A 20,696-nucleotide genomic window follows, 5' to 3' on the forward strand; every position below is an offset into this window, starting at 1 on the left:
TCAACGCCCCGCCATAGCCAGGGCCGCCTTGTCGTAGACGCCTCGCATGGCTGCCGCTTGCCTGGCCAGTGTAAACCGGCGGCTCCGTCGCATCGCTGCCTGGCCGAGCTCTCGCCTGAGTTCGGCATCGCTGGAAAGACGATTGAGGCCGGCAGCGAGGTCGTGCGGATTGCGCGCGTCAAAGAACATCGCGGCCCCGTCCCATAGTTCGCGATAGGTTGCGATGTCGGAAAGCACCAGGGGCGTCGCCGACATGGCAGCTTCCAGCGCGGCCAGACCGAATGGCTCATAGATCGACGGCGACACGAAAATGCCGGCGCGCGCCATCAAGGAGCGCACCTCGTGAGACGGCAGTGCTCCCAGAGGAACAGCATAGCTGAAGCTGGTACGCCCGCCGTTCGGACCGTGCATCGAACCGGCGGCAAAGACGGGCCATTGCGTCAGCGACGCGGCCTGGTCGATCACCGCCGCATTCTTCCCCTCGTCCCACCAGCGGGCAGCGGCGAAGACGAGCGGTTGGCGCTTTTCGGCCTTCGGCACCGGACTGGCACTATTTCCCACCACACTCAGACGCGCGATCGGGCCGTAGCAGGTCTCAAGCATGTCGGCGTGGCTGCGGCTCGGCACGATGACTGCGTCGGCCCGATTGAAGCCACGCCTGTTGCGCTCCTTCTGCCAGGCCCATGCGCCATCCACTGCCTGTTTCCTGACGGCATGGAACCATGTCGTCACGCAGGAATGGGAGACCGCCACGGCTGGGCACGGCGCATCGAATCCCGCCGCCTGCGTCGGCGCGTTGAAATGGACTAGGTCGATGGCGTGGTCGCGCATGGGCGCAAGCAATTCTCGCGGTAGCGCATCCAGGTCGCCGCCGTTGTGGGTCATCCAATCCGGCGGCGTGTTCAACCAGATCAGCGTGGTGAAAGCCTCTGCCTCCGCAGCCTGCTGCCTCGTCGGCTGGGGACCGAGCCCGGCAAGCACCACACTGTCGCCGCCGTTCACAAGTTCCCGTGCCAGATCAAGCGCATAGCGCCATACGCCGCCCACGGCATCGACGGTCATCAGGATGCGCCACGAGCGCGGCGTCAGTGTCCGCAACATGTCGCCTCCAGTTCCGCCAGCGGCCGGGGCCGCTTCTCCTGGATGTCACTGAATTTCTGGAAGGATGCGAGATAGTGGTCATGGGCGCGCTCCCAGGCAAGGTCGTCGGGTTCGCCCCAAAGCTCGCGATAGCTGGGCGAACTCGGATACGGATAAAGCGGAACAGGTTCATTGGCCCATACGCCGTGGTCGATCAGGTGGGTTCGCCAGCGCTCGACCAGGGCGGGATCATCCTCGACCACGCCGATCAGATTGGCTTGAACGAATGGAACGTGACGTCTAGCATCGACGAGCAGCGCGGCAAGTTCCTCGGTGCCCAGCCGGCAGCGCTTGGCCAGCATCGCCCGGCCTTCAACCGTCAGGCTTTCGAGCCCTGCTTCAATGGAGACGCAGCCTGCGGCGCCCAGCAATTCCAGCAGCTCGGGCTTCCACAGATCGATGCGGGTCTGCACGCCGAATTTCACATTGCGATCGACCAAGGCTTCCAGCAACGCTTTTTGCGGCAGGAAGATTTCGTCGATGAAGTAGATGTAGCCGACACCTTGGGCAATCAGCCGATCGATCTCCGCGACCACCGCTTCGTGGTTTCGACGGCGATAGGCATCACGGAAATCGATCTTGGCGCAGAAGCTGCAATTGTAGGGACAGCCGCGCGATGCCTCGACTTCCGCGCCGAACCCGACCTGATTGTCATCGAACCTGTGATGGTGGTGCGAATGGGCTGCGATCCAGTCCGCAGGCCATTCGAGGGGTGGATGATCGACAAACGAGCTGGCGTGGACGCCGCCGGTCGAAACCACCCTGGCATCCCGCAGATAAGCGGTTGAGGGCACTGCGCTCCAATCGTCGCGCCGGGCAAGTTGCTCGACGACTTCTTCGCATTCGCCGCGCACGACGATGTCGACGCCGAGCTTGCGCAAGGTTGGCGCCGGCGTGGCCGAGCCGTGCGGCCCGACGGCGACCGTGCGTCCACCGCGCCCGGCGAGAAGGTTGAGGAAATCGGCCGGCACGCGCAATTCCGGCGGTGCGCAGCGCCAGAACAGATAGGTCGGCGCGGTACTGACGACAGTCATTGCCGGGGCGAAATCGGCCACCCGCTCGCAAAGACCGGAATTGTCGAGCTTCTGCAACTGACCATCCAGCATCAGCACCTCATGTCCGGCGGCTTCGAGCAGGGCCTTCGAATAGCCGAGTTCCAGCGGCAGATGTGGTTGGCGGCAGCCGAAATAGATGCTGTCGTCGTAGGTCCAGAATGGGTTTACCAGAGCGATTTTCATGCGACGTACCTCACGGCTTCGGGGTGAGGCTCGAGCCGGTGGCGCTGCAGCCAGTCGGCTAGGTCGCGGACGCCTTCGCGCCATGAAACCTGGGCCATCCAGCCAAGCGCGGTTTTGATCTTGCGGGTGTCGGCGACGAAGAAGGGCTGGTCGCCGGTGCGTTCGCCATCATGGCGGATTGAAAGCTCATGGCCGGTCAGGCCACGGATCTCGCTCAACAGCGTGCGCAGGCTGAGCGCATTTTCCGGGCCGCCGCCAAGATTGAATGCCTGGCCTTTGGTCGTCTCGATGTGGTCGAGTACGGCCCTGTAGGCGGCGACGGCATCGGAAACATGTAGGATATCGCGCACTTGCCTGCCGTCACCGTAAATGGTGATGGGGCGTCCCGTCAGCGCGCTGAGCAGGAAGTGCGCGACCCAGCCCTGGTCCTCGGTTCCGAACTGGCGCGGTCCATAGATGCAGCTCATCCGCAGCACCGCCGTCGGCATGCCGTAGGATTTGGCGTAGTCGAGCACATACTGGTCCGCCGCGCCCTTGGAGCAACCGTAGGGCGTGCAGAAGTCCAGGCCCCGAGCCTCATCGATGCCGTTCGCCTGGATGACGCTGTCGCAAGGCACATAGCGGTCGCCGTCCTCGCGGACCGCGACGTCGGGCAGGCTGCCATAGACCTTGTTGGTGCTGGCGAAGACAACAGGAATACACTCACCGCTCAGTCGCGCCGCCTCCAGTACGTTGAATGTTCCGCGAAGGTTGATGTCGAAATCCTCGCCCGGCTGGACCAGGCTTGTGGTGACGGCGGTTTGCGCGGCCAGATGGAAAATTGCCTTTGAACCCGTCAGAGCCGGCGCCAAGGCGTTGGCGTCCCGCACGTCGATGGTCTCCACCGTGAGGCGACTGGCGTGTTTTTGCGCCAGCCATTCAAGGTTCTGCTGGACGCCCGGACGGCTGAGATTGTCGATCACCAGCACCGGTTCGCCATCCGACAACAGGCTGTCGGCGAGGTTCGATCCTATGAAGCCGCTGCCGCCGACGATGGCGACCGGCGCGTCGCTTCGATTGCGTGTGTTCATGACACCAGCCCGCGTTCTTCGAGCTCGCGTTTCATGTCGGCGCCGCGGTCGACGGCGGACGTGTTACGCACCCAGGAAACGAAATCGCCGAGCGAATTCTCCAGTTGCCGCACCGGCTCGAAACCGAGCAGCTCACGGGCCTTGGAAATATCGGCGAAGCAGTTGCGGATATCGCCGGAGCGCGCTTTGCCGAGCAGTTCGGGCGAGCGGTTCGGTGTCCCCATGGCCTCGGCCAGCAATCGTGCGACTTCGCTGATCGCGTAGGCTCGGCCGCTGCCGATGTTGATGACATGACCCTTTGCCTGGCGTTGCTGCAGTGCAAGGCGAAAGGCGCGGGCGACGTCATGCACATGGACGAAATCGCGCTTCTGTTCGCCATCCTCGAAGATCATTGGCCGTTGGCCGTTGGCGAGACGCGAAGCGAAGTTGGCCAGCACGCCGGTATAGGGGTTCGACAATGCCTGGCCGGCGCCGAAGACATTGAACAGGCGCAACGCGACAGCATCGATGCCATAGGCTTCGCCGAAGATCAGCACAGCGCGTTCTTGTGCGTATTTTGTCAGCGCATAGATTGAGGCGAGATCGACCGGCTTTTCTTCGTCCGTCGGCAGCGGCGAGAGGGGGGCTCCCTCTGGCGACAGCGGATTCCATTGCCCGCTTTTGATGTCGCTCGCCTTGCGCCGGGCATTGTCGATGCGCCGGCCGTCTGGCGTTGCATAGAGCCCTTCGCCATAGACGCTCATCGACGAGGCGACGACGATCCGTTCGACCGGGTGCTTGATCAGTGCTTCAAGTAGCGTTGCGGTGCCGAGATCATTGGCGCCGACATAGCGCGCGATCTCGTACATCGATTGTCCGACGCCGACTTCCGCCGCCAGATGAATGACCGCGTCAACACCTTCCAGCGCACTGGCGACCGCCTCCCGGTCTCGGACATCACCTTTGATCAGTTCGGTCCCGGCGGGAAGCGCGACGGCTTCGCCCGCATGCACCTGCTCCAGCAGCGCATCGAGGATGCGAACCGAATAATCCTGCTCGACGAGTTCCTGTGCGACATGCCGGCCGATGAAGCCGCAGCCTCCTGTAACCAATATGCGTTTCACGACGACTCCTCAGACAAGTAACCTCGGCGCCCCGAACTTTTCGGCAAAAGGTTTGTTCCCTTGCTTCAACAAAGTTCCTTTGGCGGACTTCGTTGGGCCGGCATCGCGATCACGGCGCGGTGCTGGAACATTGACGCCCTTGTGCTGTTAGGACGCCCGACAGCCCGCGTGTCCCATGGAGCAACGCCGATCAAAGGAGATTTCAATGTCTCAGTCGCAAACGACCACCGACCACGACGAAATTCGCAAGTGGGCCGAGGAGCGGGACGGCCGGCCGGCAGTGGTACGCACAAAAGGCGAGGGCGGCATCCTGCGGATCGACTTCGGTGAGCCTGAGGAAGCATTCGAGCCCATCGAATGGGACGAGTTCTTCCGGATATTCGACGAGAACGATCTGGCCTTTCTGTATCAGGCCAAGACTGGGGAGGGGAAAGCCAGCCGTTTCAACAAATTCGTCGAGCGCGATCAGAAGGGCTGATGACGCAAGCCAAGCGGCTGATCTGTACGGCCCAGTTGTCGAGATGTGGTCAACAATGACGGCCCCGCGGCTTAGCACTTCAGCCTGAGAGGGAGGGTAAAATTAATGCATCAGGTTTGCGCCGCGGGTTTTCGCCATCTCTCGCATGATGCCGTTGAGCCAGTTTTCAGTGGATTGACCAGGCTGTCTGCGGTCGACATCCCGGATCGCTTGCTCGAGCGTCCTCTCGACGAGCCGATCCGATGCGTCGACGTCTCCCAGCAAAAGGCGCGCCGCAAGTCGCAGTTTGGGCAAAAGCGCGAAGACGTCGTCGGACGGGTCCGGTCCGGGGGGCGCCCGCCCCGATTCCTGCGGGGGAAAGAGTGCGTTGAACACCGCCTGGCTGCCCGAGGATTTCCGCAGATTGCTGGCATAGCGGAGATGGTCGGGAATGGCGATGTCGTCATCGCCACTGAAGAACACGAAGGGGACACCCCGGCGCATCAACTCATCGGCGATTGGAAACACGCGTCGGCCATTGAGATTGACGTCGAGGATTGCAGCTTCGGCCGTCCCGGTGTGTTTGGAAGCCTGTTCGACGGTTGCAGCGGGACCAAGGATTATGGCGCCCATATTGCTGAAAAACCGCGCAAGATCTCCCGCCATCGTCCATTCGTCTTCAACTATCAGAATATGCAGCCCCCGCAGGTCGCGCACGTCGTCATCCTTTCTTGCAACGGAGGTTAGAATGCAGAGGATTTGCTTTCCGAATTCTGTCATCCAAGGCCGCCTGCAACCGCTTCGCAAGCATCAGCATGCGATCCGGGACGGGCCCCGCATCGGAATCTGCTAGCGATCCAGGCGCCCCTGACACCACTGGCGCTCGGAGTTTTATGTCAGCAGAGCGTTTCGTCATTGAACCACCATTGATATCGGGTTCAACGTCATCCCTGACGTCTTGTTCCATACCTCTTGCGCGCTATATGGTTGTGTCCTGTTCGATCCGGCCTTGAGGAGACTTCATGTCGGGTCGGCGAAAGGGGGACATGCCGTGACTGCCCGATCGACTAGATTTCCCATCGTTGGCATCGGCGCGTCCGCGGGTGGCATTCCCGCGATGGAAGGCTTGTTCAAAGGCGTTACCAGCCAGCCCGGCATGGCGTTCATCATCATCACGCATCTCAGCCCGAAGCGAGAAAGTCTGTTGCATGAAGTTGTCAGCCGCTACACCGAGATGCCTGTCGTTGTGGCCGAGGATGGCATAGCTGTTGTACCTGACCACGTCTACGTGATGCCACAAAACGTCACTCTGGCGATCGCCAACGGTGTGCTGCGCCTGCGGCGGCCCAACGGGCTTACCCAAGAGCGCAAACCCGTCGACATCTTCTTTAGTGCGCTCGCTGAAGACCAGGGCGAATATGCCGTGGGCGTCATTCTGTCGGGCGGTGATTCCGATGGAACGCTGGGCGCCAAGGCGATCAAGGAGCGGGGTGGCCTCACTGTCGCGCAAGCGCACGACGGCTACGGGCCGCGCAATCCCGATATGCCACAGAGCGCTATTGCCAGCGGGCTCGTCGACGTCGCTGTGCCCGCCGAGGAGATCGGGGCGAAGCTGGAGGCTTTCGCCCGCGGCTTCGACACGCTGGAAGGGCTGGCGGAAGAAGATGGCGACCATACGGCCGACATCGATAAGGTGCGAGAACAGATATACGCCATTCTGCGCAGCCACTCCGGCCACGACTTCTCGGGCTACAAGACCAAGACATTTCTGCGCCGCGTGAAGCGACGCATGCAGATCGCCCAGGTCCATTCCATCAGCGCCTATATAGACTGGCTGAAGAAAGATGCTCGCGAGGTGATGAACCTTTTTCGCGATCTGCTGATCAATGTCACCAACTTCTTTCGCGACCCCGATGCCTTCGAGTTGCTCGAGCGAAAGATCATACCGCAGTTGTTCGAAGGCAAGACCGCCAGCGACACCGTCAGGGTCTGGGTTCCCGGATGCGCCACGGGCGAGGAGGTGTTCTCTATCGGCATCCTGCTGCGCGAACACATGGAGAAGCTTACGGTCGTTCCGCGCGTCCAGATATTTGCCACCGACATCGACGAGCCTGCGCTGGCGGTGGCCCGGGCGGCACGCTATCCCGAAGCCTTGCTGCAAGGGCTTTCACCCGAACGCCGACAGCGGTTCTTCAACGGCGACGGAGAGAGCTATGTCATTAGCAACGAGATACGGGAACTGTGCATCTTCTCGCCGCACAGCGTCATTCGCGATCCGCCTTTCTCGCGCATGGATCTGGTCTCCTGCCGCAATCTGCTGATCTATTTCGGCCCGAGCATCCAGAGCCGTGTCATCCCTGTCTTTCACTATGCATTGAAGCCCGGCGGTTACCTGTTCCTCGGCACCTCCGAAAGCGTTGGGCAGCACGACAATCTGTTTGCCACTGTCGACAAGAAACATCGTCTCTTCCAGGCGCGCGAGCATGCCTCGCCGCATATCAGGCTGCCCGCCTTGATCGGTGAGAGCCGTTCCGGCGTCTTTCCCTCTGAAAGCGCCGGCTTAAGGAAGGGAGCCGCCGGTTATCCGCTGCGCCAGGCTGTCGAGGCGCAGGTGCTGGAGCGCTTCGCTCCGCCGCATGTCCTGGTCAACGCCGAGGGCGATGTCGTCTATTATTCGGCCAGGACCGGCAGATATCTCGAAGCGCCGCAAGGGATTCCCAGCCGGCAGTTGCTGACGATGGCTAGGCGTGGGCTGCGACTGGACCTCCGCGCCGCGTTGCGGGAAGCGACGACGACGCGCCGCACAGTGGTGCGGGAAAACCTCATCGTAGAGGAAGACGACGAACGGGTCCAGCCGATCAAGCTCACGATCGAACCGCTCACCGAACGTGGCAATGGCGAGCCGCTTTATCTCGTCCTGTTCGAACCGTCGGGGCCGACCCAGGCCCGCTCAGAGGAAGACGGCGGCGGCCGTGACAGTGACAGCACCGCCGATCTCGAGCGGGAGCTGCGCGACACCAGGGAGCGCCTGCAATCGACGATCGAGGAATACGAGACCGCGCTGGAGGAGGTCAAATCGTCGAACGAGGAACTCGTCTCCGTCAATGAGGAGGCGCAGTCCACCAATGAGGAACTCGAAGCCTCGAAGGAGGAGATGCAGTCGCTCAACGAGGAGCTCAACACGATCAACGCCGAGTTGACGGCCAAGATAGAGGAGCTCGACCACGTCAACGGCGATCTGCGCAACCTGTTCGAAAGCACCGACATCGCGACCATTTTCCTCGACCGCAGCCTTGTGGTCCGTACCTTCACGCCGGCGGCGTCATCCTTCTTCAGCCTGCGTCCCTCCGATGTCGGCCGGCCGCTGACGGATCTGTCTAGCCAGCTCGACTACCCCGAGCTGAAGCAGCACATCGACAAGGTTTTCGAGACAGGCGAGATCCTGAATCACCATCTGGCACGCGATGCCAGGGGCCTGTTCCACATGGTCCGCATCAATCCCTATCGCGACAAGGGCAACAGGATCCAGGGCGTGGTGGTGACACTTGTCGATGTCACCACTCTGGCACAGGCGGAAGAGCATCAGCAGGTGCTCATCTCTGAACTCAACCACCGGGTCAAGAATATGCTTGCGGTGATCGCCAGCATTGCAAGCCGCACGCGGGAAAGTTCTGATACGAAGGAGGAGTTCGCGGATGCGCTGATCGGTCGCCTGCATGCCATGTCGCGGGCCTACGGCCTGCTGACCCGGGAGAGATGGAAGGAAGCCTCGGTCAGGGAACTGCTCCAGCAGGAGCTCGAACCATTCGGCATCGAGCGGATCGAACTCGATGGCGAGGATGTCAAACTAGGTCCGCAACAGGGGCTTTCCCTCAGCATGGCCATTCATGAACTGGCCACCAACGCGGCCAAGTACGGCGCTTTGTCAAAAACCGACGGCAAGGTCAGTGTGCAATGGTCGATCGAGGAGGACAGTTTCACATTTGGCTGGCGCGAAAAGGACGGCCCTGTTGTCAAGGCGCCCTTGGACAATGGTTTTGGCCTGACACTGCTGCAGGGAGAAATTGGTTACAGGCTCGGCGGCCATGTCGAGACCGCGTTCCACAAGGACGGCCTCAGCGTCCAGATCGCGTTTCCAGCAAACCACAAGGAGGCGCCGTGAGCGACGACAGGCCGCGCGTTCTGGTGGTCGAGGACGAATGGCTGATCGCCGAAGACGTCGCGTCTCGCCTGCGTGCGGCGGGTTATCCCGTGATCGGCCCGGTCTCGTCGGTCGCCGCGGCTCGTCAACTTATCGATGCAGGCAAAGTCGACGTGGCGCTGCTCGACATTCAATTGAACGGTGAAACGAGTCTGCCCGTAGCCGAAACATTGCTGGCTCGCGGCGTCCCCTTCGCCTTCATGACCGGATTTGGGCCGCGTGATGTTCCCCAACCCTTCCGAAGCTGCAAATTCGTGCCAAAGCCGGCAGGCGACGCTGCCCTTCTCAACACCCTGGCCGACCTGGCATTGCTTCGTCCCGACACGCACTCGTCGTGATTTCAACAGGCGGTTTCGATCAGTCCAGGGGCTTGTCCGTCGGCCGAGGCGTGGTGCTCGCCTGACGCGGCCGCCCGGCGTTGCGATTGGCAACCGGATTGTCAAGCGGCGCGGTCGACGGCCGGGATGTGCCTGCGGTTTTCGGCGTCTCCGGCTTGCCACCGGCATCCGTGTCACTGGCGTCCCGTCTCGGGTGCGGCAGACCATCGGCGTTCGGAGACCGGACGCTGGGTTTCGATGTGGAACTCTCATTGCTCATGGCAGCACCTTTCTTTGCATCGGGTGGGGCACGGTAGTCCCGCCGCTGTGAAGTCTGCAGGTCAAACCGTCGCCGCGATCGAAGGTTCCAGGTGCCAACGGGTCCATTGCGATCCACGGCCGCCGACTTACTCAGGGCAGACCTGGTGCGAGAGCCCGACACCTCAACCATGCGGCCGCATCACCACCTTGATGCAGCCATCCTGCTTGTCACGGAACGTCTTGTAGAGATCCGGCCCGGCTCCGAGATCCGCCCGGTGCGTGATCACGAAGGAGGGATCGATGTCGCCCTTCTGGACTATGTCCAGGAGCGGTTCGAGGTAACGCTGAGTATGGGTCTGACCCATCCGGAAGGTCAGGCCCTTGTTCATGGCGGCGCCGAACGGAATATGATCGACGAGACCGATATAGACGCCGGGCACCGAGATGGTGCCGCCTTTGCGGCAGGAGTAGATTGCTTCGCGCAGTACATGCGGCCTGTCGGTGCCGAGGTAGACGGCGGCCTTGACCTTGTCGAGCATGGCGTCGGCACTGGCGCCGGGATCCGACTCGGTACCGACACAGTCGATGCAGCGATCAGGACCGCGGCCATCGGTCATCGCCATCAAGGCGTCGTAAATATCGGAGTTGCTGAAGTCGAGCGTCTCGGCCTTGCCGTGCTCGCGAGCCATCGCCAGCCGCTCCGGCACCTTGTCTATGGCAATAACGCGGCCGGCGCCGAGCATCCATGCGCTTTGGATGGCGAACTGGCCGACCGGACCGCAGCCCCAGATAGCGACGGTATCGCCTGGCTCGATGCCGGCATTTTCAGCCGCCATGTAGCCAGTCGGGAAGATGTCTGAGAGGAACAGCACCTGTTCGTCGTCCATTCCTTCGGGCACCTTTATCGGACCGACATCGGCGAAAGGGACTCGCAGATATTCGGCTTGCCCTCCCCAATAGCCGCCGACCAGATGCGAATAGCCGAACAGGCCCGCCGGGGATTGTCCCATCACTTCGGCGGCCTGTTTGGCATTGGGATTGGACCTGTCGCAAAGCGAGAACAGCCCCTTCTGGCAAAACCAGCATTCGCCGCATGAGATGTTGAACGGCACCACGATGCGGTCACCCTTCCTGAATTTCGAATGGCCGCGGCCGACTTCCACGACCTCGCCCATGGTCTCGTGTCCAAGCACGTCGCCCGATTCCATGGTCGGCATATATCCGTTCATCAGATGCAGGTCCGAGCCGCATATGGCGCAGCAGATGACCTTGATGATGACGTCGCGATCATCCTCTATAGCGGGATCAGCCACCTGGTCGCATCGGATGTCGCCTTTGCCGTGCCATGTGAGCGCTTTCATGAGGTTGCTCCTTGTTGGAAGAAGGTTGGAAGGCAAATCGTGTAAAAGGCACCGTCTGAGCGTCTGCAGCAATCCGTCGATATACAGGTCAACACATAGGAGTTGCTGCCGTGATGCCCGATTGTTCAGTCTTTGGATGCGGAACCCGGCTCGGCCATCTTGCGGTGCTGTTCAGCCAGCGTGCCTGCCGGCATCACATGCGCCGCGGCGACCTGCAGCTTGTTCTCCAACTGCTGATGACTTGTTCCTCGCCGGCCATCTCGCCTCGTAACCGGCTATGACTACATCGGTGGGATTGTCCTTCTCATCGGTGCCGACCTTGCCCTCACCACGGCCAACTTTTCATTCGTCATAACGTCCTCCGAATTTCGCTTCGGCCGAACCACCATCGAGGCTGATTGTTCCGTACGGATAGGATTGAATGGGCGGCTTTATGCCGGCCATGAAAAGCGATTTTGTTCTGGGCACATTCGACTGTGAACAACTCATGATGGCGGTGGAACAACTCAAGTTTGTGCGAGTTCGGTAGCCGTGCAGCGTCATCGCTCCCCTTGTTTGATGCTGCACGGTCGGGTTCCCTCAGCCTGATCAGCCCGCGCGCCCTCGCGGCAGCGCGGGCTTTCTATGGGCAGGGCGCCATGTTTTAAATCTTTGGAACAACGTACCCGTTCAGCAGTTCGGCGTGCAGGAGGAACAAAATGCAATTCGCGGAAGAAATCGCGCTCAGGCGCGTAAAGATGCTGGTCGAACAATATGTTGTCGCCAGGAGCAGGAGATATGATTTCGTCTCGACCGAACTCGCCTGTAAGGCCATCCGCCAGGTCGTACGAAGCCCGATCGAGGACGCCGAACTGGACCATCTGCTGGCCAGAAGCGCCGTCAAACAAGGGCTGTCGGTGCGGTTCGACCGGATAGGTCATTGGCAGGCGGCTTCGCCCGAACTCAGCCAGGAGAAATCAGCATGAGGGCAGTGCTTTTGATGTCGGCCGCATTGCTCGCCTTGGCGGCGTGTAATGACAATGCCGATCCAGCCAAGTCCAAGACGGATACCACGAACAGCCAACCGGTCGACAAGAATCCCACGACGGACACCAACCCGACACCGCAGACCAGCACCGGCGGCGATCAGCAAGGTACGCAGCCAGCCCAGCCTGCATCTCCCAAGCCAAGTGGCGGCTAGGCCTATGGAGCGACGCAACGCGATAATCTCGCTGGTGATAGCCGCAGTCATCATTGTCGGTTTCGTCGTCGGCTTTTTCTACATTGATATGGGCTGGCAGACCTCGCCGCTGAAACGCGCGCCTGAACAGAACCAGGGTGGCAACGCCCCGGCGGATACCTCACCAGCCGCGGGCGTCCAGAAGAATCCCAAGGAAAACACCGAAATGCCTGGGCAGTGATCGACAGCTCGTCTCTGAGTAGACCTCGAACCAAGCCAGACGCGTTTATGCTGTCAGGTCCCACCGTGCTGATCCTTATGTACTTTCTGCTTCCCGTCTGGCTTGTCGCTGGCTTTGCAGACTGGCTTTGCCACCGCGCCTCACATATCGATTCGACCACGGGCGCCAAGGAATCCTTGATCCATCTTCTGATGTTCGCCGAAGTAGGCGTGCCGTTGCTGGCAGCCATGTTCCTCGAGGTGAATGCCTTGGTCATCGCTGTCATGATCGTCACCTTCTTCATCCACGAGGCGACGGCGATGTGGGATGTACGCTATGCAACCACGGCGCGCAGGGTAACGCCGATCGAACAGCATGTGCACAGCTTTCTGGAAATGATCCCGCTGATGGGCCTGGTCAGCGTCGTCTCCCTCCATTGGACGCAGTTTCTTGCGTTGTTCGGGGCGGGGCCGGAAACCGCGCGCTTCGATATCGTCTGGAAATCGCAGCAGTTGCCACTGATCTATATCGTCTGCGTGATGGCCGTGATCGTACTTTTCGAGTTGCTTCCGTATGTGGAGGAATTCGTCAGGGGCTTACGGGCCAATGCCGGGAGGCTGATCCCGCCGAAAGCCAGGCGACGCGACCCGGGCCACACGACGTTGCGGTGATGGGGCGGTCTGAAACGATGCTTCCTTGACCACAAGTACTCAGCGGTCTGAGCGCCGTCTCGCGCGGAACATCTCTGCCGGACTGGTCATTAACAGAACGGGAGAGGACAGACATGGAGCGTGATGATGAGCATCCTTTCCGACCTCGACAAAAAGCTGACGGACAACATGTATGAACATGCCAGCGAACTCACGGATGCGGTGGCGGACCTGCCGCCGGAACTCGTTGAAAGCGTCGACCGGCTAATGCCTTTCATCCAGCCCGAAGCGCGCGAGACGGTGAGAAATCAGGTTTTCGGCCTGATCCACGAATACAGGATCGTGGCCCCTCGCAGCCCGGCCGATCAGGATTGACCTACCCGTTCTGGTCTATCGCGTGAGGCGCGGGTTGGCTGCCGCCATCGTTGCTTGCTCTATGGCCGCCGAACCACAGCCAAGCCGCGACGATCACGACTGCCACGATCACTATCCAGGATATGAGACGAGGCATTGCGGGATTCTCCGTGCCAGCAGTCCATTCACGTCGACGTGATGATCAGGACGGAATTGAAGTCGGCTCCGCCGCCTCCTTGTGCTCCTAATTCCGCACGCGATCCTTTGTTCCGCTTGAGTTGCGGTGGCCGGCTGAGATCTGTCGCGTCCACATGCCCTGCAGCCGCCCCGCCGGATGGGCTTTCGTTGACGCGCCCGCTGAACGCTCTAGGTCAATTCAAGCCGACCACCGCTCGTTCGGCACTAGGGGAGACTATTCTTGTGGCGCACCAAACGCCGAATTTGATCCTCAGCGGCCGTCATTTCCGGCTGGATTGTTTGTGCTTGCTGTTGCTGTTGTGCGTGTCGGCGGGATGCTCGTCTTCCGACGAGATCGAGCAGCAATCACGAACAGCGGCTTCCGCGGCACAGACCGCATCGATGTTGCTCGACGCTTGGATGGGCGGCGCGGCGCCGACCGCATACACGGTGGACACGCTGCAATCGATCGCCAAGACGCTCGTAGATACGGGGGCGCAAATCCGGTCCGCCGAAACCAGTGAACCCACCGAGCAAGCTTCTCTGACAAAAGCAGTCAATGATTTGTCGGTCGCGGTGACGCGTGCCGAGGCCGGACTGCAGGCAGATGACCGGCTGGAAGTCCAAGACGCGCAACAGGATTTACGGCTGGCGTCGCGTGCGCTCGCTGCCGCCTACGCCAAGTATTTCGCGCCGAAGCCATGAAAAAGCTCATGGAAATATCCCTCGGCGTCGTCACCAGCGTCGGCGGCTTCCTCGAAGTTGGGTCCATGGCGACGGCGGCGCAGGCAGGCGCGATGTTTGGCTTCCAGTTGATCTGGGCGGTGGTGCTTGGCACCGTCTGCATCATCTTCCTTGTCGAAATGTCCGGCCGGTTCGCGGCCGTGAGCCATCACACGATCTCCGACGGCATCCGCGAAAGGTTCGGTTTCAACGTCTTTCTATGGCCGTTGCTTGCCGCCTTGCTGGTCAATTTCCTGGTGCTGTCCGCCGAGATCGGCGGCGTTGCCATTGCGCTCGAACTTGCCACGGGCATAGGCTTCCAGTGGTGGGCACTGCCGGTGGCTTTGCTGGCGTGGCTGCTGCTCTGGAAAGGCACGTTCGGCGTCATCGAGAAGGGCGTGTCGTTTCTCGGTCTGGTGACGCTGTGTTTCGTCGTCGGAGCGGTGATGCTGAGACCTGATTGGACGGCAGTCGCAAGGGGCGCCGTGCCTTCGCTGCCGGTCCACGATGCCGCCAATTACTGGTTCATGGCGGTCAGCATTCTGGGCGCCTCGATATCGCCCTACCTGTTCATGTTCTATTCCTCGGGGGCCATCGAGGACCGGTGGGACAAAAGCTATCTCGGCGCCAATCGGGCCATAGCGGGGTTGGGCATGACCTTCGGGGGCACCATCTCGATCGGCGTGTTGATCGTGGCCGCTCTCGTGCTCGCCACGCATGGCGTCACCCAGGTGGACGACTATCACCAACTGCCGTTGATGCTGATCCCCATATTCGGCTTCTGGGGCTTCGTGCTGTTTGTTGCTTCTCTCGCCATCGCCTGCTTCGGCGCTGCGCTCGAGGTCGGGTTGCAACAGGCCTATCTTGTGGCCCAAGGGTTCGGCTGGAATTGGGGCGAGGATCGCAAGCCGCGCGACGATCCGGGTTTCAGCGCCATCTACACGATATCATTACTGTTGGCGGCTATTCCCATCGCGCTTGGTCTTGACCCGCTGAGGCTCACCATCTTTTCCATGGCGCTGACGGCTGCCAGCCTTCCGCTGACCGTCGTTCCGTTCCTGTTTCTGCTGAACGACAAACGTTATGTCGGCGAGCATCGCAACGGCATTTTGTCAAATGCCGCCGTCATCTTCATCATCGCGCTTGGCTTCGTACTGGCGGTGGTGACCATCCCGCTGCAGATATTCGGAGGCACATGATGAAGTTGCTGCGTGATCTCCTGGACAAGCAGGTGGTCGACCGCGAGCAGGTCAAGGTCGGTAAGGTCGACGGTTTGGTGGCGCAGTTGCGGCCTGGCAAGCCGCCTCGGATCATTGCCATCGAGCTCGGCTCCATCACCCTGGCGCGTCGCCTCGGCGCACGGCCCGGGCGCTGGATGGCGCGGCTCGCGGTCAAGCTGGGCGGCACGCAGCATGGCGAACCTCATCGGATCGCTTGGCGCAAGGTGAAAGATATCGGCATCGATATCGAGTTCGACATCGATGTGCGAGAAACGTCGATCTTCGCCTGGCAGGACTGGTTGCGCGACCATATCATCGGGCGCATTCCGGGAGCTTGATGATGATTACGGTCAATCTCGAGCATCTGGCGGGGCGGCGCGTACTCTCGCAGCGCGGCAAGAATGTCGGTTATATCGAGGAGATCCGCGCCGAACGGGATGGTGACGATTTCGTCGTCACCGAATTCCACGTCGGGGTCTACGCTGCTTTCGAGCGTCTTTCGGCCTCGGCCATAGGCGTGGCGGTGCTGGATCTTTTCCGATTACGCCGCCGCGACGGTCTATACCGCATTCCTTGGGACAAGCTCGACATCTCCGATCCCGCGCGACCGCGGCTGCTGTGCCCAATGACTGAACTCTCAGGTATGAAGGACGCGCCGGACCTCCAGGAATAGGTCGTGGGTGCTGCATCGTCGGGATTAGTCTCAGCGCAGCATGCTTGCCGCCAGGAAGACCACGGCTGCTGTCAAAACGACAGCTGCAATCACCAACACCGGCCAGTTGCCGCCAGGCCGCAGTTCCGGCTCGCCTTCGACCGGACGCATGGCATTGGCAAAGCTGGCATCGTTTTCGAATTTTGGACGAGTGCGCGGCGGACTTGTCTCAGCGACCGGATTTTGTGTGTCCGCGGCCTCTGCGTCTGTCTCAAGCGGGGCAATGGCGGGATCGAACCCCGGCGTCTTGTCGTGCGTTGCTCCTGCCTGAACTTCGCCTCTGGCCGCGGCAGGCGTGAGACCTGAGACCTTAGCCATAATCTCTCCCCTTCGAACCGATCTCGGCAGTATCGCACTTGCAGGCGCCGGCGGAACCAAGCTTGCATGCACTGAGGCGACCCACCAGGGTCAGATTTGCTCGCTCAGCAGAATCCTGGCGTCCTTGGCCGCAACGATGAACGCCTGTCGTGCCGCCCTTGTCGGCTTTTCGCCTCGCATGACGGCAAGGCACGCTCTGATCGCGGCAAGACGCCTCTCGGATGTCGGCTTTGGCCAGTCCCGCAGCAGCACTTCGGCTGCGTCCGACACCGAAACCACAACCCTGTCGCGGTCTATCCGGCCAGGTTGAATGACAATCGGCTTTCTGAAATGTCCAGTACGCACATGCCTCTCCAGCGGGATGCACTCCATTCGACACGCGACTGCAAGACTGCGCGTCGCGACGCGCTTTAACTCCGCAACCGTCGATTTGTTCCAGAGCACCTGGCGTTTGAAACAACTAGCCGATGGCCATCCGTGCGCGCCCGTCCCAAGACTTACAACAGGTCCTTGCGAAGGAAGATGCGTGCGTGCCCTGGAATTCCGAATTCGACTTTGCCGAATTCCTCGAACCCATGCTGCATGTAGAATAGCGGCGCCTGGAAACTGCTTGTCTCGACCACGGCTTTTTTGCAGCCACGCTGGTTCATGGTGCCGGCGTTCCTGTCGCCTGTCACTTCTCCACATTTTCCGTCGATGTGGCAGATCTCACGCGAGATAATCCGGCAGCCTCATGCGTGGATCGTGGTGCTGCCGGGCCTGCAGGCATGTCGTCTGGGTATCGGAACAAAGCGCATCTTGGCCTGTTAGGGCGACGCATCCCAGGCAAGGACAAAGCCGATGAAAACACGACAATTTTTCGCATCGCTCGCCGCTGCTTCCATTCTTCTCGCCGTGCCTGCTTTTGCTGCCGACAGCGCCCAGGCCTTCGTCGACAAGGCTGCCATCGGCGGCAAGTTCGAAGTCGACTCGAGCCAGATTGCCTTGGGCAAGGTTCAGGACCAGAGCATCAAGGACTTCGCCCAGATGATGATCCGCGATCACGGCGCGGCCAATGCCAAGCTGGCAACGGTGGCCGGCGAACAAAAATTGAAAGTGCCGTCGGCGCTTGATGCCCAGCACCAGGGCGATCTCGACAAGCTCAAGAATGCGCAGGCTCCGATCGATCCAGCCTATGTCGACATGCAGCGCAAGGCGCATGCCGACGCCGTCAAGCTGTTTGAAACCTATGCCAGCGGCGGCGACAACGCCGGGCTCAAGACATTCGCCCAGCAAACGGTCGATACGCTGAAGACGCACCAGCAGATGATCGAAAAGATCGCAGCCGGGCAGGACGCCATCACGGGAGCGACAACACCGGCGGTGAAGACCGACAATACCCCCAATGCCGCCGCTCTCGTTCCCGGCGCAAACAGCTTCACCGAAGCCCAGGCCAAGAGCCGCATCGAGGGTGCAGGCTATACCAACGTGTCGAAGCTTACCAAGGACGACCAGGGCATCTGGCGGGCCATGCCACCAAGGCAGGCGAAAGCCTCGCCGTCGGCCTGGACTATCAGGGCAACGTCGTTGCCGCCAGCAAGTGAGCACGGATCAGGAGAAATCAATGAAAACGGTAACTGGACTGTTCGACAACTATGACGACGCGGCCGACGCGGTCCGCGAACTGGAAGCCACGGGCGTCCCGCATGCGAACATCAGCATCGTCGCCAACAACTCGGATGACTGGTACGAGGGCGACCGTTCGGAGGCTGCCGAGGATGCCGGGGCTGGCGCGGGGATTGGCGCCGTGATCGGCGGTGCCGGCGGATTGCTGACAGGGCTGGGGGTCATGGCCATCCCGGGCGTCGGACCTGTGGTCGCGGCGGGTTGGCTCGCCGCCACCGCGACAGGTGTCGTTGCCGGGGCGGTGGCAGGCGGTGCGGTCGGAGGCATTGTCGGCGCTCTGACGGAGTCCGGCGTGCCCGAGAACGATGCCCACGTGTATGCGGAGGGCGTACGCCGCGGCGGCACGTTGGTCACGGCCAGGGTGGACGATGAACTCATTGCAAATGCCGAGGAAATTCTGGGGCAATCCAGATCGGTCGATCTTGCCGAACGCCGCAGGGCTTACGAGGCTGGCGGCTGGACCGGCTTCGATGCCAATGCCGGCGAATATATCCCTGACGAGACCGATCGCGACAGCGCTCGGACGATCAATCGGCCTTGAACGAGGAGGTGTGGTCGCACGTACCGAACGACGAGGTTTCACGAAGTGCTACGGAGCGTGTGGGACAGATGTTCGAGTTGCCCGGCTTCAAGATCTCCGTGAGCAAGGGCATGAAGCTTCCCGGCTGTCCGGCGCGTTAAGTGATCTCAGTTGAATCCCCGACCGTTCAAGCGAACTGGCTGGCTGTCGGGTTGGCGTGCTGCACGAAAAGTACTCAGCGATCAAGGTGCGGTGTTGGTATGGTGGTGCGCTGGCGGGCTCTGGTCACGCTGAGCCGCACGTCTGCCGTCTGGCTCATATCGGGCGCGCCTGTTCGATCTCACAACTCGATTCTAGTGACTGTGGCTCCCCTTATGTTCGACTATTAACTGTTCGGCCAAGTTGGGCGTTGACGCTTCCTCTCTATAAGAGTTAATAATCTCCTAATATAAGAAGCATCTAAAGTTCGTGGTCGAAAGCCACGAGTTTGACGATGTAGGTTGGGTAGGGAACGTAGCGTGACGACCAGTCGTCGCGTCCAGCAGCATCGGGTCAATATCCGTCCGTGAATGGCCAGCTTGAGGCGGCTGTTCCAAGCGCGGCGGTGTGCCTGGATGAGGGCGAAAATTCATGCCTGCCTGGATTCGCGCGGTTCTTCTTCGGCTGGAAGCAGCCGGTCGTTCAGTACTGTCGATAAAACAGATGAGGCGTCTGTTCTTAAAAGGGGGGTTGAAAAATGGCTACTCAGGTCACCGGTGCCGGCGGCACCACGACGTCTTTCTCCAATACACCGCAGGCGAAGGATGACCTGTTCAATCTCACCGAGGATACGGTCGTCCTCGCTTCCGCGTCTCAATCCATGATCTTGGGAGGTTAGTATGGGTGCGAGTGGCAGCAGCTACGTCGGCGTGGTGACTAATGGGGATGACAAGCTTATTGGCGGGAGCGGGACCGACGTCATCGTCGCCGGTGGGGGCAATGACTATATTAATGGTGGGTCCGGCGCCGACACCTTAGACGGCGGAAGCGGTTTCGATACTCTTCTTGGTGGGTCGGGTGCGGATACGCTTATCTATCGAGCGTGGGAAAATCAGTACAGGATTGGTAGCCTAGTATACGGCACAGGGACAACCGGAGGACAAACAGCCTTTTCCGGTTACGACACCTATGACGGCGGCAACGGCAATGCTGCGAAAGGCACTGCCGAGATCGATACGCTTGCTATCTATCTAAGCAATGATCAACTAGCCAACACGTCATTCATGACAGCGTTTAACGCCGAACTTGCTCAATTTCGTGCCTTCATTGCTGCAAACTCGAACTCGAACACCGGCCAAGCAGGCCAGGCAGAATTTACATTCACCACGATCAACCTCAAGGTTTCCGCGATCGAGCGGGTTACCGTTCTTGATAGCGGCGGACATGTTCCTGTATTCGTTAATATTGTCGATTCTTCCTTGAATGACAATGACAACAACTCGGTTGTAACGTTCACATTCACTGGTCCAGTGACTGGCTTCACTTTAGACGATGTGATGGCAACCCACGGAACGCTGTCTAATTTTGTGACGATCGATGCTTCGCATTACACGGCGAAGTTCACGGCGGCAGACGGTTTTGATGGCCTTGGCTCCGTTTCGGTAACGGCCGGCGGTTACACCGACGCTACCGGCAATGCTGGCGCTGCCGGCTCCGACACGGTTGCGGTGGATACCGCCAACCCCACGGTGTCGATCGCCGACGACCAGCCCGGCACGGCCAGCGACAGCGACCCGGTGGTCGGCTACACCGTGACCTTCAGCGAAGCGGTGACCGGCTTTACCGCCGCCG

General features: G+C 60.7%; 24 protein-coding genes and 1 pseudogene. 16 read left to right on the forward strand and 9 right to left on the reverse strand.

Features of this window, described 5'->3' with window-relative positions; all coding sequences use genetic code 11:
- Genes P3C39_RS21220 through P3C39_RS21235 form a run of 4 tightly spaced genes read right to left on the reverse strand, consistent with a single transcriptional unit; the run spans position 1 to position 4,551 of the window.
- Positions 1 to 1,101 carry a glycosyltransferase family 4 protein gene (locus P3C39_RS21220; protein WP_024502364.1) on the reverse strand — a complete coding sequence of 367 codons (1,101 nt, stop codon included), beginning with the start codon at positions 1,099 to 1,101 and terminating at the stop codon, positions 1 to 3.
- Entirely contained in the window at positions 1,086 to 2,378 is a 1,293-nt protein-coding gene (locus P3C39_RS21225) for a TIGR04295 family B12-binding domain-containing radical SAM protein (protein WP_275953911.1), read from the reverse strand. The genes P3C39_RS21220 and P3C39_RS21225 overlap by 16 nt, the downstream gene beginning before the upstream one ends.
- Positions 2,375 to 3,448, reverse strand: coding sequence for an NAD-dependent epimerase/dehydratase family protein (locus tag P3C39_RS21230; RefSeq protein ID WP_063170157.1), 1,074 nt, complete (start codon positions 3,446 to 3,448; stop codon positions 2,375 to 2,377). Before P3C39_RS21230 ends, P3C39_RS21225 begins: the two co-directional genes overlap by 4 nt.
- Positions 3,445 to 4,551 (reverse strand): SDR family NAD(P)-dependent oxidoreductase, encoded by a 1,107-nt coding sequence (locus P3C39_RS21235; RefSeq protein ID WP_024502367.1) that lies wholly within the window; start codon positions 4,549 to 4,551, stop codon positions 3,445 to 3,447. The genes P3C39_RS21230 and P3C39_RS21235 overlap by 4 nt, the downstream gene beginning before the upstream one ends.
- 205 nt (positions 4,552 to 4,756) lie before the next feature.
- On the opposite strand from P3C39_RS21235, the gene P3C39_RS21240 reads away from it, so the two are divergent.
- On the forward strand, positions 4,757 to 5,029 hold the full coding sequence (locus P3C39_RS21240) for a hypothetical protein (protein ID WP_063170158.1): 273 nt from the start codon (positions 4,757 to 4,759) through the stop codon (positions 5,027 to 5,029).
- Between the two features lie 102 nt (positions 5,030 to 5,131).
- Here the strand turns inward: P3C39_RS21240 and P3C39_RS21245 are convergent, their stop codons facing one another.
- Positions 5,132 to 5,788 (reverse strand): response regulator, encoded by a 657-nt coding sequence (locus P3C39_RS21245; RefSeq protein WP_082826656.1) that lies wholly within the window; start codon positions 5,786 to 5,788, stop codon positions 5,132 to 5,134.
- Between the two features lie 271 nt (positions 5,789 to 6,059).
- Here P3C39_RS21245 and P3C39_RS21250 point away from each other — a divergent pair, with 271 nt between their 5' ends.
- Both P3C39_RS21250 and P3C39_RS21255 read left to right on the forward strand, forming a co-directional pair.
- A complete protein-coding gene (locus P3C39_RS21250; protein WP_063170159.1) occupies positions 6,060 to 9,170 on the forward strand; it encodes a CheR family methyltransferase in 3,111 nt (1,036 codons plus the stop codon).
- Complete coding sequence (locus P3C39_RS21255) at positions 9,167 to 9,547, forward strand: response regulator (protein ID WP_063170160.1); 381 nt, start codon at positions 9,167 to 9,169, stop codon at positions 9,545 to 9,547. The genes P3C39_RS21250 and P3C39_RS21255 overlap by 4 nt, the downstream gene beginning before the upstream one ends.
- Before the next feature lie 422 nt (positions 9,548 to 9,969).
- On the opposite strand, the gene P3C39_RS21260 is transcribed toward P3C39_RS21255, so the two are convergent.
- Positions 9,970 to 11,148 (reverse strand): zinc-dependent alcohol dehydrogenase, encoded by a 1,179-nt coding sequence (locus tag P3C39_RS21260; RefSeq protein ID WP_063170161.1) that lies wholly within the window; start codon positions 11,146 to 11,148, stop codon positions 9,970 to 9,972.
- 698 nt (positions 11,149 to 11,846) lie between these two features.
- On the opposite strand from P3C39_RS21260, the gene P3C39_RS21265 reads away from it, so the two are divergent.
- The 9 genes from P3C39_RS21265 (at position 11,847) to P3C39_RS21305 (ending at position 16,324) form a co-directional block, all read left to right on the forward strand.
- Complete coding sequence (locus P3C39_RS21265) at positions 11,847 to 12,113, forward strand: hypothetical protein (protein WP_063170162.1); 267 nt, start codon at positions 11,847 to 11,849, stop codon at positions 12,111 to 12,113.
- Positions 12,110 to 12,328, forward strand: coding sequence for a hypothetical protein (locus P3C39_RS21270; RefSeq protein ID WP_063170163.1), 219 nt, complete (start codon positions 12,110 to 12,112; stop codon positions 12,326 to 12,328). Before P3C39_RS21265 ends, P3C39_RS21270 begins: the two co-directional genes overlap by 4 nt.
- A gap of 4 nt (positions 12,329 to 12,332) precedes the next feature.
- Positions 12,333 to 12,548: a hypothetical protein gene (locus P3C39_RS21275; RefSeq protein ID WP_063170164.1), complete on the forward strand. Its 216-nt coding sequence runs from the start codon at positions 12,333 to 12,335 to the stop codon at positions 12,546 to 12,548.
- 47 nt (positions 12,549 to 12,595) lie between these two features.
- Entirely contained in the window at positions 12,596 to 13,198 is a 603-nt protein-coding gene (locus tag P3C39_RS21280) for a diguanylate cyclase (protein ID WP_275954199.1), read from the forward strand.
- A gap of 126 nt (positions 13,199 to 13,324) precedes the next feature.
- Positions 13,325 to 13,552, forward strand: a complete 228-nt coding sequence (locus P3C39_RS21285; RefSeq protein ID WP_063170474.1) for a hypothetical protein — start codon at positions 13,325 to 13,327, stop codon at positions 13,550 to 13,552.
- 399 nt (positions 13,553 to 13,951) lie between these two features.
- Complete coding sequence (locus P3C39_RS21290; protein WP_063170166.1) at positions 13,952 to 14,413, forward strand: hypothetical protein; 462 nt, start codon at positions 13,952 to 13,954, stop codon at positions 14,411 to 14,413.
- The gene (locus P3C39_RS21295) at positions 14,410 to 15,630 is read left to right on the forward strand and encodes a divalent metal cation transporter (RefSeq protein ID WP_063170167.1); all 1,221 of its coding nucleotides are present in this window, start codon (positions 14,410 to 14,412) and stop codon (positions 15,628 to 15,630) included. Before P3C39_RS21290 ends, P3C39_RS21295 begins: the two co-directional genes overlap by 4 nt.
- The gene (locus tag P3C39_RS21300) at positions 15,630 to 15,989 is read left to right on the forward strand and encodes a hypothetical protein (RefSeq protein WP_013533180.1); all 360 of its coding nucleotides are present in this window, start codon (positions 15,630 to 15,632) and stop codon (positions 15,987 to 15,989) included. The genes P3C39_RS21295 and P3C39_RS21300 overlap by 1 nt, the downstream gene beginning before the upstream one ends.
- Positions 15,989 to 16,324: a hypothetical protein gene (locus tag P3C39_RS21305; protein ID WP_244506918.1), complete on the forward strand. Its 336-nt coding sequence runs from the start codon at positions 15,989 to 15,991 to the stop codon at positions 16,322 to 16,324. Before P3C39_RS21300 ends, P3C39_RS21305 begins: the two co-directional genes overlap by 1 nt.
- Positions 16,325 to 16,354: 30 nt before the next feature.
- Here P3C39_RS21305 and P3C39_RS21310 read toward each other — a convergent pair whose 3' ends face one another.
- From P3C39_RS21310 to P3C39_RS21320, 3 genes are all read right to left on the reverse strand, one after another.
- The gene (locus P3C39_RS21310; protein ID WP_275953910.1) at positions 16,355 to 16,681 is read right to left on the reverse strand and encodes a hypothetical protein; all 327 of its coding nucleotides are present in this window, start codon (positions 16,679 to 16,681) and stop codon (positions 16,355 to 16,357) included.
- A 90-nt stretch (positions 16,682 to 16,771) separates the two neighbouring features.
- Positions 16,772 to 17,026, reverse strand: coding sequence for a DUF982 domain-containing protein (locus P3C39_RS21315; protein ID WP_275953909.1), 255 nt, complete (start codon positions 17,024 to 17,026; stop codon positions 16,772 to 16,774).
- A gap of 152 nt (positions 17,027 to 17,178) precedes the next feature.
- Positions 17,179 to 17,358 (reverse strand): hypothetical protein, encoded by a 180-nt coding sequence (locus tag P3C39_RS21320; RefSeq protein ID WP_024502377.1) that lies wholly within the window; start codon positions 17,356 to 17,358, stop codon positions 17,179 to 17,181.
- Positions 17,359 to 17,521: 163 nt separating this feature from the next.
- On the opposite strand from P3C39_RS21320, the pseudogene P3C39_RS21325 reads away from it, so the two are divergent.
- The 4 genes and pseudogenes from P3C39_RS21325 to P3C39_RS21340 all read left to right on the forward strand — a co-directional run.
- A pseudogene (locus P3C39_RS21325) lies at positions 17,522 to 18,264 on the forward strand (DUF4142 domain-containing protein).
- Between the two features lie 20 nt (positions 18,265 to 18,284).
- Positions 18,285 to 18,887 carry a general stress protein gene (locus tag P3C39_RS21330; protein ID WP_024502379.1) on the forward strand — a complete coding sequence of 201 codons (603 nt, stop codon included), beginning with the start codon at positions 18,285 to 18,287 and terminating at the stop codon, positions 18,885 to 18,887.
- A gap of 715 nt (positions 18,888 to 19,602) precedes the next feature.
- Complete coding sequence (locus P3C39_RS21335) at positions 19,603 to 19,743, forward strand: hypothetical protein (protein WP_275953908.1); 141 nt, start codon at positions 19,603 to 19,605, stop codon at positions 19,741 to 19,743.
- 1 nt (position 19,744) lies between these two features.
- Positions 19,745 to 20,696 (forward strand): Ig-like domain-containing protein (locus tag P3C39_RS21340; RefSeq protein ID WP_275953907.1); only part of this gene is annotated, 952 nt, incomplete at its 3' end.

Source organism: Mesorhizobium sp. XAP4, assembly GCF_029269325.1.
Classification (GTDB): domain Bacteria; phylum Pseudomonadota; class Alphaproteobacteria; order Rhizobiales; family Rhizobiaceae; genus Mesorhizobium; species Mesorhizobium ciceri.

Coding starts and splice junctions, on each gene's coding strand:
- P3C39_RS21220 (WP_024502364.1), bottom strand. CDS start 1,101: ATGTTGCGGACACTGACGCCGCGCTCGTGGCGCATCCTGATGACCGTC.
- P3C39_RS21225 (WP_275953911.1), bottom strand. CDS start 2,378: ATGAAAATCGCTCTGGTAAACCCATTCTGGACCTACGACGACAGCATC.
- P3C39_RS21230 (WP_063170157.1), bottom strand. CDS start 3,448: ATGAACACACGCAATCGAAGCGACGCGCCGGTCGCCATCGTCGGCGGC.
- P3C39_RS21240 (WP_063170158.1), top strand. CDS start 4,757: ATGTCTCAGTCGCAAACGACCACCGACCACGACGAAATTCGCAAGTGG.
- P3C39_RS21245 (WP_082826656.1), bottom strand. CDS start 5,788: ATGACAGAATTCGGAAAGCAAATCCTCTGCATTCTAACCTCCGTTGCA.
- P3C39_RS21260 (WP_063170161.1), bottom strand. CDS start 11,148: ATGAAAGCGCTCACATGGCACGGCAAAGGCGACATCCGATGCGACCAG.
- P3C39_RS21265 (WP_063170162.1), top strand. CDS start 11,847: ATGCAATTCGCGGAAGAAATCGCGCTCAGGCGCGTAAAGATGCTGGTC.
- P3C39_RS21270 (WP_063170163.1), top strand. CDS start 12,110: ATGAGGGCAGTGCTTTTGATGTCGGCCGCATTGCTCGCCTTGGCGGCG.
- P3C39_RS21275 (WP_063170164.1), top strand. CDS start 12,333: ATGGAGCGACGCAACGCGATAATCTCGCTGGTGATAGCCGCAGTCATC.
- P3C39_RS21280 (WP_275954199.1), top strand. CDS start 12,596: ATGCTGTCAGGTCCCACCGTGCTGATCCTTATGTACTTTCTGCTTCCC.
- P3C39_RS21285 (WP_063170474.1), top strand. CDS start 13,325: ATGAGCATCCTTTCCGACCTCGACAAAAAGCTGACGGACAACATGTAT.
- P3C39_RS21295 (WP_063170167.1), top strand. CDS start 14,410: ATGAAAAAGCTCATGGAAATATCCCTCGGCGTCGTCACCAGCGTCGGC.
- P3C39_RS21300 (WP_013533180.1), top strand. CDS start 15,630: ATGAAGTTGCTGCGTGATCTCCTGGACAAGCAGGTGGTCGACCGCGAG.
- P3C39_RS21305 (WP_244506918.1), top strand. CDS start 15,989: ATGATGATTACGGTCAATCTCGAGCATCTGGCGGGGCGGCGCGTACTC.
- P3C39_RS21310 (WP_275953910.1), bottom strand. CDS start 16,681: ATGGCTAAGGTCTCAGGTCTCACGCCTGCCGCGGCCAGAGGCGAAGTT.
- P3C39_RS21330 (WP_024502379.1), top strand. CDS start 18,285: ATGAAAACGGTAACTGGACTGTTCGACAACTATGACGACGCGGCCGAC.
- P3C39_RS21335 (WP_275953908.1), top strand. CDS start 19,603: ATGGCTACTCAGGTCACCGGTGCCGGCGGCACCACGACGTCTTTCTCC.